Source organism: Bacillus hominis, assembly GCF_030348325.1.
Taxonomy (GTDB): domain Bacteria; phylum Bacillota; class Bacilli; order Bacillales; family Bacillaceae_G; genus Bacillus_A; species Bacillus_A hominis.
On the sequence record NZ_JAUCFS010000005.1, the window covers coordinates 2034327 to 2050347 of the forward strand.

The window sequence follows — 16021 nt, forward strand, 5'->3', positions numbered from 1 at the left end:
AAGATGATTATTTCATTTATGGTCGCAATGGACGAAAATAGAGTAATTGGTAAAGATAATAAACTACCGTGGCATTTGCCAAGTGAATTACAGTACGTGAAGAAAACTACAATGGGTCACCCGCTTATTATGGGAAGAAAGAACTACGAAGCGATTGGCAGACCGCTCCCAGGAAGACGTAATATTATTGTAACGCGTAACGGTGATTATCATGTAGAAGGTTGCGAAGTTGCTCATACTGTGGAAGAAGTGTTTGAGCTATGTAAAGATGAAGAAGAAATCTTTATTTTTGGTGGGGCGCAAATTTATGATCTGTTCTTACCGTATGTGGAGAAATTGTATATTACAAAGATTCATCATGCTTTTGACGGAGATACGTTCTTTCCAGAAATGGATATGACGGATTGGAAAGAGGTTTTTGTCGAGCAGGGTGTTACGGATGAAAAAAATCCGTATACGTACTATTACCATATATATGAGAAGCAACAATAGGAAAGAGGTTGATGTGAATATTCACATCAACCTCTTTATTTGTATTATTAGATATATCTTTATAGATGTGATTCGGTAGTGCTATAATGAGAGCTAGCATGTACAAAATGCTAAAAAAAATCTTTAGAAGCACGTTTTGTAATAAAAGGAGGAGAATCGGTTGAGAAAAATATGGGGGATTCTTTTTCTTTGTTTTGCATTAATGCTAGTCGGATGCGGCAAAGAAGAAAAACCACAAGAAGCGTTTGATACATATGTCAAAGCGTGGAATAAGCAAAAATTTGCTGATATGTATGATCAATTATCAGAAAATGCAAAAAAGAATATCTCTAAAAAAGATTTCACAGAGAAATATGAAAAAATTTATGCAGGTATAGAAGTGAAAAACTTAAAAGTAGAGACTGGCGAAGTAAAAGAGGATAAGCAAGAGAACGGCCCTGTTCCTTTTAAAGTAAGCATGGATACAGTTGGTGGTAATATCTCTTTTGGCCATGAAGCAAAAATGGTGAAAGAAAAAGATGGAGATAAAGAATCTTGGAAAGTTGATTGGACTCCTGATTTTATTTTCCCAGGCATGACAAAAGATAGTAAAGTGCGTATGCAGACAACACAACCAAAGCGTGGTGAAGTTTACGATCGTAATGGAAAAGGTCTTGCGACGAATGGTAAAGCTTCTGAAATCGGAATGATTCCAGAAAAATTAGGAGATGCTGCTCCACAAACGAAAGAAACGGTAGCGAAGTTGTTAAATATGTCTGTAGAAGAAATTGATCAAAAACTAGCTGCTAAATGGGTAAAACCAGGGTATCTCGTACCAATTGGAATTTTGCCTGAAGGGGCAACACAAAATACGTACATTGATTTACCAGGTGTTGCAACAAAACCTGTAAATGTTCGTACATATCCGTTAGGAGAAGCGGCAGCGCATTTAACTGGTTATATCGGAAAGGTAAATGCTGAAGATTTAAAAACGCTTCAAAAGAAAGGGTATCAAGCTGATGATCCAGTTGGTAAAGCTGGTTTAGAGCAGGTATTGGAAGAAAAGCTACGTGGTAAAAAAGGTGGCCGTGTCTTCATGGAAGATGCACAAGGAAAAGAAATTAAAAATTTAGCGAAAACAGATGCTGTTGATGGAGAGAATGTAACTTTAACTATCGATAGTGCTACTCAAGAAAAAATTTATAATGAAATGAAAGGAGAAGCTGGATCAAGTGCAGCAATCAATCCGAAAAGTGGAGAAACGATTGCACTTGTGAGTAGTCCAGCATACAATCCTAATCTTATTGCGAGAGGGACATCAAAAGCTCAACGTGAAGCTTGGAATAATGACCCGAAAAAACCAATGACGAATCGATTCACACAATTATCGGTTCCGGGTTCTGTATTTAAGCCGATTACAGGTGCAATTGGACTTGAAACAAAAACAATCGATCCAAAAGAAGAATTGAAAATTGAAGGATTGAAATGGACGAAAGATTCTTCTTGGGGCAATTATTACGTAACACGTGTAAAAGATGCAAATCCGATTGATTTTGATAAGGCAATGAAATACTCGGATAATATTTACTTCGCACAAGAAGCTTTGAAAATTGGAAAAGATAAATTTATGGCTGAGGCGAAAAAATTTGGATTTGATGAGAAATTACCAATTGAATACGGATTCCCGGTTTCTAAAATCGCAAATGATGGCATAAAAAATGATATTCAAATGGCAGATACAGGATATGGACAAGGAGAAGTCTTAATGACTCCTCTTCATTTAGCTTTAACGTATGCACCAATTGTAAATGATGGAACGATTCCGTCGCCATATCTTATTAAAACAGATAAACAACCAAAGGCCTGGAAAGAAAATGTGATTTCTAAAGGAACTCAAGATATATTGAAAACGGCTTTAACAAAAGTAATTAACGATCCAGATGGTACTGGGAAAATTGCGAAAATTGATGGTATGACTCTTGCTGGTAAAACAGGAACAGCAGAATTAAAAGTATCAAAAGAGGCAGAAGGAAAAGAACTAGGTTGGTTCGCTGCGTTTGATTTAAATTCACCTGATATGGTCATTACAATGATGATTGAAGATGTAAAAGGTAGAGGTGGAAGTAATATTCCGGCTGAAAAAGTGAAACATGTTTTTCAAAAGTAGTAATTGATGAAGACTATCTCCATGAAATATGGAGATAGTCTTTTTATTTGGTTAAAACCTTAATATTTATATACAAAAACTAATTGAAATAATATAACTTATCCCGCTATTTGTGGGCAGTAAGACTCCCACCTCAAATTTCGGTAAATGCGAGGGAGTTAGGGGGGAATCGGACTGCCCGTAAAAGCCCGATTGGTGAAGGCTAATAATCAGTGGGAGATGGACAAAACCCCCACTGATTAAAGTTTCACTTTATTAACTTACGAAAAAAAAGTAACTATTTTTATTGACATCTATTGAGACTTTTTGTATTATACTTACATAAGGTAAGTTATTTACCATAAAATAATAAATCTCAAATTAAAGATAAATTAGAAAAAGGGAGATAATACAATGACAAAAGTACTATTTATTACAGCAAATCCAAATTCAGCAGAAGGTTCTTTCGGTATGGCAGTAGGGGAAGCTTTCATCGAAGCATATAAAAACGAACATCCACAAGATGAAGTTGTAACAATTGATTTATTCAATACAACTGTACCAGCAATCGATGCAGACGTATTCGCTGCTTGGGGTAAATTTGCAGCAGGCGAAGGATTCGAAACTTTAAGTGAAAATCAGCAACAAAAAGTTGCAGCAATGAACAATAACTTAGAAACATTTATGCATGCAGATCGTTATGTATTCGTGACTCCAATGTGGAACTTCAGCTACCCAGCAGTAGTGAAAGCATACTTAGATAACTTATCAATCGCAGGTAAAACATTCAAATATACTGAAAATGGTCCAGTTGGCTTACTAGAAGGCAAAAAAGCACTTCATATTCAAGCTACAGGCGGCGTTTACTCTGAAGGAGCATACGCATCTATGGACTTCGGTCGCAATCACTTAAATGCAGTATTAGGATTCATGGGTGTATCAGACACTGAATATATTGCAGTTGAAGGAATGAATGCAAATCCTGAAAAAGCACAAAACATTAAAGAAGCAGCAATTGTAAATGCACGCGAATTAGCAAAACGTTTCTAATATAGAAAACTTCAAAATGTCCAAACACTTGTTGTTTGGACATTTTTTCTTCTTTTTCCTTCGTTTGTCTAGTATAATGAAGGTCGGAATGATAATAGGTGGGGGTTCTGTATGATTCAAACGTTTTTTAAAATCTTTTATTTAATTTTAATCGTAATTGCGATTACACCAAGATTGTGGCGTATAAAAAGAAAAGCAAATGCGATGTCACCGCAAGAAAAAGATAGTGTTGTGTATAAAACAACAAACTGGTTTGGTAAGAAAATGGTACGTGTAACTGGATCGACTGTAGAAGTAAAGGGACTTGAAAATGTTCCGAAAGACAAGCCGGTGCTAGTTGTAAGTAATCATCAAAGTAATATGGATATTCCTGTTTTACTAGGTTACTTAAATAAGCCAATTGGATTCGTTTCAAAAGCGGAAATTAAAAAGTTTCCGGTTGTACCAACATGGATGGAACTAATGAATTGTGTGTTCATGGACCGTAGCGATCGCCGTCAATCTCTTAAGGCAATTAAAGATGGAATTGAGCTGTTAAAGAATGGACATTCTATCGTAATTTTTCCAGAGGGAACGAGAAGTAAGGGTGGCGAAATCGGTGAGTTTAAAGCAGGGAGTTTTCACCTTGCTGTAAAATCTGGCGTAGCTATCTTACCAGTAACTTTAGATGGTACATATAAGATGTTTGAGGCTAATGGAAATCGTATGAAACCAGCTCATGCAACATTAACAATTTCTAAGCCAATTACACCTGAAGAATATGCAAGTATGGATGCTAAAGAGTTAACCCAGCATACAAAAGATATTATTGCATCTCAATTACATACGTAATAAAAAAAGTTTCAGCTTATACAAGCTGAAACTTTTTTTATGCTGCGGGTAAGACATAAAACAGTACGCAGAAAAACATCATTGTACTACCACCTAGTACGAAGAGATGCCAAATGGCATGATTGAACGGAAGCTTTTCCCAAAGGAAGAATATAGCTCCGACAGAATACAAAATGCCGCCTATTAATAGTAGTGAGAAGCCGTGACCGGTTAAATTTTCATAAAGGGGTTTAATGGCAACGATGATGAGCCAACCCATAATGATATAACATAATGTTGATGTTTTAATAAAGCGACGAACAAAGAAGATTTTGAAAATAATGCCACCAATCGCAAGGGTCCAAATAATTGCGAGTAAAGTCCAACCGAGCGGACCACGCAGTGTAATGAGTAGAAATGGTGTATACGTGCCGGCAATTAATAAATATATGGCGGAGTGATCCAAAATGGTAAATAACTTTTCTACTTTTGGATGATGGATGCTATGTAACAGTGTAGAAAATAAGTATAGCAAGAACATGCTTACGCCATAAACGGTAAAGCCAACAACAGCAGATGCTGTGCCATGTTTGGAAGCATGAATAATTAATATGATTAAGGCAGGGATGCTTAAAATGGCACCGATACCATGGGTAATTGCATTCGCAATTTCTTCTTTTACAAATTGGGTCATTCTTGTGATTTTTTGCGTCATAATGTTAATCCCTTTCACTGTATTGAGATAAGTTATATTTTCCTTAACCATATCATATACAAAAGGAATAGAAAATGATATTTGTATAATTGATTTTATTTTTGAATTTTTTTGACAAAAGACAACGGATACATTGACGTTTACAAAATTTTTTGACAAAATGAACTTATGGAATAGTAGGACAAGGAATCTACTTATGAAGGGGATGGGGAAATGTTTTCAAATATTGGCTTTCCAGGGTTAATTTTAATTTTAGTTGCAGTGTTAATTTTATTCGGCCCAAAAAAGTTACCGGAAATTGGGAAAGCTTTAGGGGAAACGTTAAAAGAATTTAAAAAATCAACAAAAGAATTGACTGATGAGGCATTTCAAGAGAAGGAAAAAAATAAATAAAAGAATATGATGAAGTTTTTCTCGGAATGGATAAATAAAGTGTGGTGAACGAGATGGAAGATCGGGAAATGAGCGTAGTAGAACATATTGTTGAGCTTCGCAAACGAGTAATATATACAGTATTATCCTTTGTATTATTTTTAATTATTGGATTTACTTTTACGAAGGATATTTATTTTTGGCTTGTAAAAGATTTACCAATGAAATTAACTGTTCTCGGTCCAAGTGATGTGTTGTGGATTTTTTTCTCGATTGCTACAGTATTTGCTATCGTTTGTACAATTCCTTTTGCTGCGATACAAATTTGGCTATTTGTAAAACCAGGTTTACATCCCAATGAACAAAAAATGACATTAATGTATATACCGGTATTGTCTATATTATTTATAGCAGGCCTATCTTTCGGTTATTTTATCGTCATGCCATTTTTATTTCATTTCCTAACTACAATTGGTAATGAGATGTTTAATACAATGTTTACAACGGAAAAATATTTTCATTTTGTATTAAATTTAACAGTTCCGTTTGCTGTTATATTTGAATTACCTGTAGTTGTTATGTTTTTAACGAGTATAGGTCTTCTAACGGCAGAATTTCTTCAGAAAATAAGAAGATATGCTTATGTCGTGTTGATTATAATTGCATCATGTATATCGCCGCCAGATTTTTTATCACATAGTTTAGTAGCGGTACCGCTTATTTGTATTTATGAAATTAGTATCGCTTTATCAAAGATAGTTAGTAAACGAAAACAGAAAAGAGAAGAAGAAATACAGTCGAAAAGTGCCTCGTTATAAAGGCACTTTTTAATTTATTTGTTATACTCTAACTATAATTGTATACAATATATAGAAGAAAAAAATTATAGAATCTCCAAAATTTAGACAAACTTTTCATTTTTATAAGTTTATACTGAAGTTATAAAGCTATATATGGGTAATAAGACTCCCGTCTCAAAGTATATATAGGACAGGATTCGAATTAGGTGGATATAAATGAAGTAGTAACTTCTAAACGGGGCAGCTTAAGGATATTTTAGTATTCATAGGAAACCTACACTAAAAAAGGTGTTAAAGAATAAAGTGGAGGAAGTTCAAAAATCCAACGAAAAAGAGGATTGATATTGTGATTACGAAAAGTTTTTATTTCACTCATGCAACAGGGAATTGTATTAAAATATTTGAAATCCCTGTCCTACAAACACAGCATCCATTAGCATTTCTAATTCAGTCTCGTCTTCAATTGTTTATTGCAAAAATTCAAAAACATAAAAACCCAAGATTCTCGTACTCTTTCCGTGAATATTTACAAAGTTGTTTGAAGTGGAATGATTATTCAAATGTATATAAAACAAATACTCTTGAAAAGAATGCATAATACACAGTAGGGACAGAGTTAGGTAGACTCTGTCTTTTTCATTTTAGGTATAAAAATATAATTAATTTGGTGAAATTTATCCGAAATTGTTGAAAGCGTCGGGAATGCTAGTATAATAACAGGGAGAGCGTATTGGAAAGGGAAGAATATAATATGCAAAAAATTAAAATTGTAACAGATTCAACGGCAGATTTATCTCAAGAAGTGATTGAGAAGTATGATATTCATGTTTTACCATTATCTATTTCTGTAAATGGACAAACATACTTAGATCGCGTTGATTTACAACCAGATGAATTTATTGAAGAAATGGCGAAATCAGAAGAATTACCAAAAACATCACAACCAGCTATGGGTACATTTGTAGAAATGTATGAAAAGTTAGGGGAAGATGGAAGTGAAGTACTTTCCATTCATATGACAGGTGGAATGAGTGGTACAGTTGCAACGGCAAATAGTGCCGCATCAATGACAGACACAAAAGTAACGGTTGTTGATTCTCAATTCATTAGCCATGCTCTAGCATATCAAGTAATTGAGGCTGCAAAAATGGCAAAAGAAGAGCGCTCACTAGAAGACATTATAAATCGAATTGATGAAGTGAGAAAAAATACTCGTTTATACGTAGTCGTAGATACATTAGAGAACTTAGTGAAAGGTGGACGTATTGGTAAAGGGAAAGCATTTATCGGTTCTTTACTGAACATCAAACCAATTGCAAATCTGGAAGGTGGAGCATACAATCCAGTGACAAAAGTTCGTAGTCAAGGACAGATTGTAAAGACGTTAACAAAATTATTTGAGCAGGATACAGCTGGGAAAGTTGTAAAGGCTGTTGCGATTCCTCATGCAAAAGCAATTCCTTTAGCAGAAAGTGTAAAAGCTGCTGTTGAAAAAGTGAATGGATTCACTCAATCAGAGATTTTCTATACAACACCAGTTATCAGTACTCATACAGGACCAGGAGCAATTGGTTTTATGTATTTAGCAGAGTAATAAAAAAGCTACTTGAAATGAATTTTCAAGTAGCTTTTTTATCATTTCAGGACAAAAAATAAGAAATGAGAAAGGCAATACAGGCGCTACAGCTAATTATATAGCGAGTCTGTAAATAATCTTTCATGGAAAACACCCTTTTCAATTTTTTAAAGTATATGATAAATTACTCGCAAAAATTAGTTCTATTATACATGAGAGGTTTCTATGATTTTTACTGGTTCTTTATCTGGGACAATAGGGCTATAAGTGAAAGTTTGGCCTAAAAAGAGAACATGTAGTTGTTCCCACGGTAGCATTCGTAAATTCCAGTTGTTTCGTAGTCGTGTTACTGCTTCCCTTGGTGTTTCATCTGCTAAAGCAAAAGTACCGTAGTGCATTGGAATGAAATGTGTAGCTTGTATATCTAGATAGGCTTGCACAGCTTCTTCTGGTGAAACGTGAGACACTTTCATAAACCATTCTGGTTCATAGGCACCAACTGGCATAAGTGCAATATCGATTGAAAACTGTTTGCCGATCTCTTTAAATCCTTGGAAATAACCACTATCACCAGAAAAATAAATGGTTTCTGAAGAAGTCATATTATCAATGATCCATCCTCCCCAGTGAGAGGTGTTCATATCAAATAATGTTCTTCTCGTCCAGTGCTGGGCAGGTACGAAGTGAAAAGAGACGTCATCAATTGTTGTACTTTCCCACCAGTTGTATTCTTCTACATTGGTGAATTTTTTACGAGTAAATAATTTTTTTAGCCCAATAGGAACAAGGTATAAAATATCATCGTTTAGTTGGCGGAGAGATGAAAAGTCTAAATGATCGTAATGACCGTGTGAAATAAGAACGATATCGATTTTAGGCAGTTCTTTTATAGTGAGCCCTGGCTCAGTAAGTCGTGGAACTAACTTTAATTTATTAGCCCATACTGGATCTGTTAAAATATTTAAGCCGTTCGTTTGAATGAGAAAAGTTGAATGACCAATCCATGTGACAGTCGTTTTTTTAAAGTTATTTAGCAAAAATTCACTTTGTTTAACAGGTGATTGTTCTACTAGAAAAGAAAAATCTTTTTTGTTTTGCTTTCTCTCTTTACGCCAGCGTAAGAAGGAGCGAATTGATTTTTTTGTACTTACATTATCCATATTTTCATAGCGCTTAGCCATGAACATCACCTCATTTAAAATCGTTGTAGTTGTATTGTACCGAAATGTTGTAAAGGAAAACAGTGTTTAACATGGATTAATGTTTAAGTAATTGTAAAAAAATAGGGGGAGGTATTTACAAATTTAACAATGAACTTTGTTTCGCAAATAATGTTTAGAGAAATAATAGTAGTAAAATATATTTTGTCTAGTAATTAGCTTGAAATAAAGAAGTAACATACGTAAAATCGTACGATTTCGTGAACAAATGAAGTAAACAATTTTCTCGTAGTATTTACTTTTGTTATGATGTACATAACTTACATAAATTAAGGGAAGAGAAAAGAGGTTTAATAATGAAGCATTATCAAAAGTTAATTGGTCTTATGGTTGTATTTTGTCTCTTTGTACTTGCAGGTTGTAGCAGTTCAGGGTCAAAATTACGTAAACCGTTAAACTGGGATTTAGAAACTTTCCAATTTACAAATCAAGAAGGAAAGCCGTTTGGTACAAAAGATTTAAAAGGGAAAGTCTGGGTAGCTGATTTCATGTTTACAAGCTGTCAAACGGTTTGTCCGCCAATGACTGCTAATATGGCTAAATTACAAAAAATGGCTAAGGAAGAGAAATTGGACGTTCAGTTTGTTTCGTTTAGTGTAGATCCTGACCTTGATAAGCCAGAAAATTTGAAAGCTTTCATTCAAAAGTTTACAGAAGATACAAGTAACTGGAACTTGTTAACAGGTTATTCACTAGAGGATATTACAAAGTTTTCAAAAGATAACTTCCAATCGCTTGTAGATAAACCAGAGAATGGGCAAGTTATTCACGGAACATCATTTTTCTTAGTCGATCAAAATGGAAAAGTTATGAAAAAATATAGTGGCATTAGTAATACGCCATACGAAGATATTATACGTGATATGAAGCGATTAGTGGATTAAAAAGAAGGGTGCCTAGCACCCTTCTTTTTTGTCTTTTAGTCTATGGATAAAATGTCATGCTGTTGTGGCAATTTCGTTGCACGAATTTCTAATACACCGTTTTGATAAGAAGCTTTCGCTGCTTTTTTATTAATTAAATATGGTAACTTAATAATTCTTGACGCTTCCGAAATGGAACGTTCTCGGCGATAATAGTTATGAGATGTTTGTTCTTCTTCTGTCTCTTCAAGTATATCTTCTTTTACAGAGACTTTTAAGTACTCGCTTTGTATTTCAATTTGAATTTGTTCTTTTTGTATACCTGGTAGTTCGGCTGTAACGACGAGTTCGTCACCAACTTCGTATAAATCTACTGGGAATGTTAATAAACGGTTTCCTTTTTGGAAAAAATGATTTAAATCAGCAATTACGCCACGAAGAGGTGTTTGTTCGAAAAAGTCATCAATTTGTTTTAAATAATTACGAACCGGTGGGCGAGAAGAATCTTTTTTTTCTTCACTCATAGTATTCCCTCCTAGAAATCAATTTGCAATATCATATGACAAAAGCGGAGAAAGGTGAGTGCCTAGTTTTCATGTTTTCATAAAAAAATGTTAAAAATGTGAAATGGAGTGAGTTTTTTATAGTTTTTGGTCGCCATATTCAGTTGATTATGCTAGTATAAATAGGGTTGATATAGTAGTATTGAGACAGAATGAAAACTGAAAGAGGGTAAGAAGTATGTGTGGTTTTGTAGGATGTTTATGTGAAAACCCTAGAGAGTTTTCAGAAACAGAAAAACATCAATTTGAAAATATGAACACGATGATTTTCCACCGCGGTCCAGATGACGAAGGATATTTTCGTGATGAACATGTACAATTTGGCTTCCGCCGTTTAAGTATCATTGACTTAGAGGCAGGACATCAGCCGCTAACTTATGAAAATGATCGATATGTAATTATTTTTAATGGTGAAATTTACAATTATGTAGAACTACGTGAAATGTTACTTGAAAAAGGTGCAACTTTTGCTACACAATCGGATACAGAAGTTATTATTGCATTGTATGCACATATGAAAGAAAAATGTGTAGACTACCTTCGTGGTATGTTCGCATTTATGATTTGGGATCGTGAAGAAAAGAAACTTTTCGGTGCGCGTGACCACTTCGGCATTAAGCCTTTATACATCGCACAACAAGGTGATACTACATTCTTCGCATCTGAGAAGAAAAGTATTATGCATGTAATGGAAGACAAAGGGGTAAACCCAACGTCATTACAACACTACTTTACGTACCAATATGGTCCAGAGCCAGAAACATTAACAATTGATGTTAACAAAATTGAGCCTGGTCATTACTTCGTAAAAGAAATCGGTAAAGAGATGGAAATCCATCGCTACTGGAATCCTTATTTCAACGCTTCAAGCGCAACGAAAGAGGAGCATATCCAAGCAATTCGTGATGTATTATACGATTCTGTAAAAGTGCATATGCGTAGTGATGTACCAGTAGGTTCTTTCTTATCTGGTGGTATCGATTCATCTATTATTGCTTCTATCGCAAGAGAAATGAATCCAAATCTATTAACATTCTCTATTGGTTTCGAACAACGCGGTTTCAGTGAAGTTGATGTTGCGAAAGAAACTGCTGAGAAATTAGGAGTTAAAAATCATAACGTATTCATTACAGCGCAAGAATTTATGGATGAGTTCCCAAAAATTATTTGGCATATGGATGATCCTTTAGCGGATCCAGCAGCTGTACCATTGTATTTCGTTGCGAAAGAAGCGCGTAAACATGTAACGGTTGTTCTTTCTGGTGAAGGTGCAGACGAGCTATTTGGTGGATATAACATTTATCGTGAGCCAAACTCTTTAAAAATGTTCTCTTACATTCCTAGCCCAGGAAAGAGTGTTCTAAAGGCATTAAGTGGTGCTCTTAAAGAAGGGTTTAAAGGAAAAAGCTTCTTAGAGCGTGGATGTACGCCAATTGAAGAGCGTTACTATGGAAATGCGAAAATCTTCCGTGAAGAAGAGAAAGCTGAATTAATGAAGTATTACGATGAAAGTGTTAACTATATGGATATCACGAAACCATTGTATAACGAAATTAAAGATTATGATGATGTAAGTAAAATGCAGTACATTGATATGTTCACATGGTTACGCGGCGATATTTTATTAAAAGCTGATAAAATGACAATGGCAAACTCATTAGAACTTCGTGTACCATTCTTAGATAAAGAAGTATTTGACGTAGCATCTAAAATTCCGACAGAATTTAAAATTGCTAACGGAACTACGAAAGCTATTTTACGTGAAGCAGCACGCGGAATCGTTCCGGATCACGTGTTAGATCGTAAAAAACTTGGATTCCCAGTACCAATTCGTCACTGGTTAAAAGACGAAATGCATGACTGGGCTATAAATATTATAAACGAAAGTAAAACAGAGCATTTAATCGAAAAACAGTATGTATTAAACTTACTGGAAGCACATTGTGCAGATAAAGGCGATTATAGCCGTAAAATTTGGACTGTACTTGCGTTTATGGTATGGCATCAAATTTATGTTGAGCATAAATACGATACGAATAAGTTCCACGAAGAAACAAAGCGTGCGTATAGCTTAGTTTAATAAAAAACCTTAAGGTCGCATTCGATCTTAAGGTTTTTTTCATAAATTACATTTATTATTGATACAATAATAGTAAAAGGATGGACAACATATGATTACGTTTGAGAAAGTAAATATAGAAAATAAAAGCGCTGTAAAGGAAATGTTTCACTCACACAGCTTAGATGAGAAAAAGGTTCAGTATTGTGTAAAAGTTGATGATACATATATTGGTGTAATAGATTATAGCGTTCAAGAAGAGAGTGCTATTTTGTCACAGTTAATTATTCATTTTGATTATCAAGGTTATGGATATGGGACAAATACGTATTTTACATTTGAAGAAATGATGAAACAGAGAAATGTGAAAGAAATAAAAGTATTGCAAGAGATGTTTACGGAACAAGCTAAATCTTTCATAGCGGGATCTGGTTTTATTGAGGAAAATGGAATATATGTAAAGAAAATATAGTGAATATTGATTACAGCCCTTTCCGAACGATTAGTCATTCAAGAATCCCATCCATAACTCCGTAAGGATTCGGGCTTGCGACTTTAGTCGTGGGAGTCTCAATTGATGAAATGAATATGGGGTAGGTGAACGTATGACAATGACTGCTGGTCTTGTATTAGTTGGAAGTTGCTTTATTGTAGCAGAGTTATGCCAGATTTTCATTCGAAAAAGAATGTATAAGAAGAGAAGACCATATGAATTACAATATATACCTGTGTTTGTAATTTTGTTTTGCATGTTATTTGTATTACAAAACGCATCTCATTTCCCGCCTCTGTTGAACATCTTTTTGAAGTTTGGTTTGCTATATAGCGGCGTTGGAATATTTCTTTTATTTCTTTTATTTTGCGTACGTTACATCCACTATCAATCATACATATTCATTTTAAATTGGTTAAAAAAAAGTGATAGAAACCCTCTTACATAAGGGGGTTTTTAATTTGTATTTGTAACGGAACTTGTACAATTAACATAAAATAGGACGAGTAGAAATGAAAGCTTATTACAATAAAGAAAGGAACGAAAAAAGATATATGAAACTTGTTATAGACGCAGGGCATGGTGGATATGATTCTGGTGCTGTTGGTAATGGGTTAGTGGAAAAAGAGTTAACACTTCAAATTGCTAGACGTGTGCGAGATATTTTATCTGCAAATTACCCAATCAATATTAAAATGACACGGGATAGTGATGTTTTTATCTCTTTATCAGAACGTGCTAATATTGCTAATTCATTTGGTGCAGATTATTTTATCTCATTTCACATTAATAGTGGCGGTGGCACTGGATTTGAAAGTTATATTTACAATGCGCTATCTAATAGTAGTTCCGCATATGAAAAGCAACAAAAAATGCATGCAGCAGTCAATCCTGTATTAACAAAATACGGCCTTCGTGATCGAGGAGAAAAAAAAGCAAATTATGCGGTACTAAGAGAGACTGCAATGGATGCAATTTTAACTGAGACTGCTTTTATTGATACAACGTTTGATGCTAATTTATTGGGGAACCCACAATTTATTGAAGATTTAAGTCAAGCATATGCAAACGGAATAGCAGCTATTTTTGGAGTAGCTCCAAATCCGAATCCTCCAAATCCACAACCTCCAAACCCTCAGCCAACACCACAAACGAAGGGGATTGCTTATATCCTTGGGAAAAATGTGAATTTAAGAAGTGGTCCATCAACGTCTTCTTCAGTTATTCGTCAACTAAACTCCCCAGAATCGTATGTCGTATATCAGGAAAGTAACGGATGGTTAGACTTAGGAAATGGACAATGGGTGTATAATGATCCATCGTACATTAATTTTGTAAGGACGAGCAATAGTGATGGAAGCGCAATTGGTGTCGCATATATACAAGGAACAAATGTGAATTTAAGAAGTGGTCCATCAACATCTTCTTCAGTTATTCGTAAATTAAATAATCCAGAATCTTATTTAGTATATATTAATCAAAACGGTTGGTTGAACCTTGGTGGAAATCAGTGGGTGTATAATGATCCATCATATATTAAATATAATCAATATTGAAAAGTATAATTGAACATGTCTCCATCTTATTGCTGAGATAATAAGATGGAGACATGTTTTTGTATTACTTATGTTATTTGTTGACTGGAATAGTAATTACTTTCTTATGGTCATTGATTTTTCAAATGTTTCGAATGAAAAAATGTGGGTTAAAGACGGATATATATGTATTTCGAATGGGGACGAGTGTCTAAATTATATATATTTAAAAAGTTTTCTGATATATGTATTGACAATATGTAAGATATGCATTAATCTTTTGAACGTTATTGATAATCACTTTCAACTAGGAGGACGTATGACACGCACTAAAAATATGCTTATACTTTGCATTATGTTACTAATGGTCATAATCGCAGGGTGTGGTAAAGAAGAGAACAAAGAAAATGATACATCAGCAAAAGCAAAGGATTCGTATACGATAAAGCATGCAATGGGTGAAACGACAGTAAATGGTACACCTAAAAAAGTTGTAGTTTTAACAAATGAAGGTGCAGAGGCCCTTCTAGCAGTGGGTGTAACACCAGTTGGGACTACAAAACCGCGTGCTGGTGATGATTGGTATCCTCATTTAGCGAAAGAGTTAAAAGATACGAAAGTTGTAGGAACTGAGCGTGATATTAATTTAGAGGCAGTAATGAAGCTTAAGCCAGATTTAATTATTGGAAATAAAATGCGTCACGAAAAAATATACGATCAGTTAAAAGAAATTGCGCCAACTGTATACGCTGAAACATTACGTGGTGATTGGAAAGAAAACTTTACGCTTTATACAAAAGCTGTAAATAAAGAAAAAGAAGGGCAAAAGGCTCTTGATGATTATAAAAAACGTATCGAAGGAATGAAAGAGAAGCTAGGAGATAAAATAAACTCCAAAGTGTCTATTATTCGCTTCGTACCAGGTGATGTTCGTATTTATCAAAAGAATTCATTCTCAGGTGTCGTATTAAATGATGTTGGATTTAAACGACCACCACTACAAGATAAAGATGAATTTGCGATAAAAGGAATTACAAAAGAGCAAATTCCAAATATGGATGGGGACTACATATTCTACTTCACATCTGATAAAGATGCAGATAAGAATAACGAAGGAAACACGTTAGCAAAAGAATGGACAGAAGACCCACTCTTTAAGCAGCTACAGGCTTCTAAAGACAATAAAGTATTCCAAGTGGATGAAGTAATTTGGAATACAGCAGGCGGTATTAAAGCTGCAAACTTAATGCTAGATGATATTGAAAAATATTTTTTGAAATAAATGAATGGTTGAGTGCATCACTTTAAATAGGTGATGTACTTTTTTTGTTTATTTAAATACAGAAAA

General features: G+C 34.4%; 17 protein-coding genes. 14 read left to right on the plus strand and 3 right to left on the minus strand.

Features of this window, described 5'->3' with window-relative positions; all coding sequences use genetic code 11:
• Positions 1-3 precede the first annotated feature (3 nt).
• The 4 genes from QUF93_RS12885 to QUF93_RS12900 all read left to right on the plus strand — a co-directional run bounded on the left by QUF93_RS12885 (position 4) and on the right by QUF93_RS12900 (position 4498).
• Positions 4-492 (plus strand): dihydrofolate reductase, encoded by a 489-nt coding sequence (locus tag QUF93_RS12885; protein WP_289359026.1) that lies wholly within the window; start codon positions 4-6, stop codon positions 490-492.
• 160 nt (positions 493-652) lie between these two features.
• Positions 653-2638 (plus strand): penicillin-binding protein 3, encoded by a 1986-nt coding sequence (pbpC, locus tag QUF93_RS12890; RefSeq protein ID WP_289359027.1) that lies wholly within the window; start codon positions 653-655, stop codon positions 2636-2638.
• 393 nt (positions 2639-3031) lie between these two features.
• On the plus strand, positions 3032-3667 hold the full coding sequence (locus QUF93_RS12895; RefSeq protein WP_289359028.1) for an FMN-dependent NADH-azoreductase: 636 nt from the start codon (positions 3032-3034) through the stop codon (positions 3665-3667).
• Positions 3668-3778: 111 nt separating this feature from the next.
• On the plus strand, positions 3779-4498 hold the full coding sequence (locus QUF93_RS12900) for a lysophospholipid acyltransferase family protein (RefSeq protein ID WP_289359029.1): 720 nt from the start codon (positions 3779-3781) through the stop codon (positions 4496-4498).
• Positions 4499-4535: 37 nt separating this feature from the next.
• Here the strand turns inward: QUF93_RS12900 and trhA are convergent, their stop codons facing one another.
• Positions 4536-5192 (minus strand): PAQR family membrane homeostasis protein TrhA, encoded by a 657-nt coding sequence (gene trhA / locus QUF93_RS12905; protein ID WP_002118985.1) that lies wholly within the window; start codon positions 5190-5192, stop codon positions 4536-4538.
• 213 nt (positions 5193-5405) lie between these two features.
• Here trhA and QUF93_RS12910 point away from each other — a divergent pair, with 213 nt between their 5' ends.
• The 4 genes from QUF93_RS12910 (at position 5406) to QUF93_RS12925 (ending at position 7958) form a co-directional block, all read left to right on the plus strand.
• Positions 5406-5585, plus strand: coding sequence for a twin-arginine translocase TatA/TatE family subunit (locus QUF93_RS12910; protein ID WP_002012719.1), 180 nt, complete (start codon positions 5406-5408; stop codon positions 5583-5585).
• A 53-nt stretch (positions 5586-5638) separates the two neighbouring features.
• Complete coding sequence (tatC, locus tag QUF93_RS12915) at positions 5639-6382, plus strand: twin-arginine translocase subunit TatC (RefSeq protein ID WP_012260868.1); 744 nt, start codon at positions 5639-5641, stop codon at positions 6380-6382.
• Between the two features lie 328 nt (positions 6383-6710).
• The gene (locus QUF93_RS12920) at positions 6711-6962 is read left to right on the plus strand and encodes a DUF2535 family protein (RefSeq protein WP_002012715.1); all 252 of its coding nucleotides are present in this window, start codon (positions 6711-6713) and stop codon (positions 6960-6962) included.
• A 153-nt stretch (positions 6963-7115) separates the two neighbouring features.
• Positions 7116-7958 (plus strand): fatty acid kinase binding subunit FakB, encoded by an 843-nt coding sequence (locus QUF93_RS12925; RefSeq protein ID WP_033712202.1) that lies wholly within the window; start codon positions 7116-7118, stop codon positions 7956-7958.
• Between the two features lie 188 nt (positions 7959-8146).
• Here QUF93_RS12925 and QUF93_RS12930 read toward each other — a convergent pair whose 3' ends face one another.
• Entirely contained in the window at positions 8147-9121 is a 975-nt protein-coding gene (locus QUF93_RS12930) for an MBL fold metallo-hydrolase (RefSeq protein ID WP_289359034.1), read from the minus strand.
• Between the two features lie 335 nt (positions 9122-9456).
• Here QUF93_RS12930 and QUF93_RS12935 point away from each other — a divergent pair, with 335 nt between their 5' ends.
• Positions 9457-10044 carry an SCO family protein gene (locus tag QUF93_RS12935; RefSeq protein WP_289359035.1) on the plus strand — a complete coding sequence of 196 codons (588 nt, stop codon included), beginning with the start codon at positions 9457-9459 and terminating at the stop codon, positions 10042-10044.
• Positions 10045-10079: 35 nt separating this feature from the next.
• Here the strand turns inward: QUF93_RS12935 and QUF93_RS12940 are convergent, their stop codons facing one another.
• On the minus strand, positions 10080-10547 hold the full coding sequence (locus tag QUF93_RS12940) for an Hsp20/alpha crystallin family protein (protein ID WP_002119002.1): 468 nt from the start codon (positions 10545-10547) through the stop codon (positions 10080-10082).
• A gap of 217 nt (positions 10548-10764) precedes the next feature.
• Here QUF93_RS12940 and asnB point away from each other — a divergent pair, with 217 nt between their 5' ends.
• The 5 genes from asnB to QUF93_RS12965 all read left to right on the plus strand — a co-directional run bounded on the left by asnB (position 10765) and on the right by QUF93_RS12965 (position 15955).
• Positions 10765-12666, plus strand: coding sequence for an asparagine synthase (glutamine-hydrolyzing) (gene asnB / locus QUF93_RS12945; RefSeq protein ID WP_002119005.1), 1902 nt, complete (start codon positions 10765-10767; stop codon positions 12664-12666).
• 91 nt (positions 12667-12757) lie between these two features.
• A complete protein-coding gene (locus tag QUF93_RS12950) occupies positions 12758-13117 on the plus strand; it encodes a GNAT family N-acetyltransferase (protein WP_289359036.1) in 360 nt (119 codons plus the stop codon).
• Positions 13118-13250: 133 nt separating this feature from the next.
• Positions 13251-13586, plus strand: a complete 336-nt coding sequence (locus tag QUF93_RS12955) for a hypothetical protein (RefSeq protein ID WP_289359037.1) — start codon at positions 13251-13253, stop codon at positions 13584-13586.
• A gap of 106 nt (positions 13587-13692) precedes the next feature.
• A complete protein-coding gene (locus tag QUF93_RS12960; protein WP_002119010.1) occupies positions 13693-14694 on the plus strand; it encodes an N-acetylmuramoyl-L-alanine amidase in 1002 nt (333 codons plus the stop codon).
• A gap of 298 nt (positions 14695-14992) precedes the next feature.
• Entirely contained in the window at positions 14993-15955 is a 963-nt protein-coding gene (locus QUF93_RS12965) for an ABC transporter substrate-binding protein (protein WP_289359038.1), read from the plus strand.
• Positions 15956-16021: the final 66 nt, after the last annotated feature.

Bases quoted from the DNA above. Each gene is read 5' to 3' on its own strand.
- trhA (WP_002118985.1), bottom strand. From the start codon at position 5,192: ATGACGCAAAAAATCACAAGAATGACCCAATTTGTAAAAGAAGAAATT.
- QUF93_RS12895 (WP_289359028.1), top strand. From the start codon at position 3,032: ATGACAAAAGTACTATTTATTACAGCAAATCCAAATTCAGCAGAAGGT.
- QUF93_RS12965 (WP_289359038.1), top strand. From the start codon at position 14,993: ATGACACGCACTAAAAATATGCTTATACTTTGCATTATGTTACTAATG.
- QUF93_RS12930 (WP_289359034.1), bottom strand. From the start codon at position 9,121: ATGGCTAAGCGCTATGAAAATATGGATAATGTAAGTACAAAAAAATCA.
- QUF93_RS12885 (WP_289359026.1), top strand. From the start codon at position 4: ATGATTATTTCATTTATGGTCGCAATGGACGAAAATAGAGTAATTGGT.
- QUF93_RS12900 (WP_289359029.1), top strand. From the start codon at position 3,779: ATGATTCAAACGTTTTTTAAAATCTTTTATTTAATTTTAATCGTAATT.
- tatC (WP_012260868.1), top strand. From the start codon at position 5,639: ATGGAAGATCGGGAAATGAGCGTAGTAGAACATATTGTTGAGCTTCGC.
- QUF93_RS12940 (WP_002119002.1), bottom strand. From the start codon at position 10,547: ATGAGTGAAGAAAAAAAAGATTCTTCTCGCCCACCGGTTCGTAATTAT.
- QUF93_RS12935 (WP_289359035.1), top strand. From the start codon at position 9,457: ATGAAGCATTATCAAAAGTTAATTGGTCTTATGGTTGTATTTTGTCTC.
- QUF93_RS12955 (WP_289359037.1), top strand. From the start codon at position 13,251: ATGACAATGACTGCTGGTCTTGTATTAGTTGGAAGTTGCTTTATTGTA.
- QUF93_RS12925 (WP_033712202.1), top strand. From the start codon at position 7,116: ATGCAAAAAATTAAAATTGTAACAGATTCAACGGCAGATTTATCTCAA.
- QUF93_RS12910 (WP_002012719.1), top strand. From the start codon at position 5,406: ATGTTTTCAAATATTGGCTTTCCAGGGTTAATTTTAATTTTAGTTGCA.
- QUF93_RS12960 (WP_002119010.1), top strand. From the start codon at position 13,693: ATGAAACTTGTTATAGACGCAGGGCATGGTGGATATGATTCTGGTGCT.
- asnB (WP_002119005.1), top strand. From the start codon at position 10,765: ATGTGTGGTTTTGTAGGATGTTTATGTGAAAACCCTAGAGAGTTTTCA.
- QUF93_RS12950 (WP_289359036.1), top strand. From the start codon at position 12,758: ATGATTACGTTTGAGAAAGTAAATATAGAAAATAAAAGCGCTGTAAAG.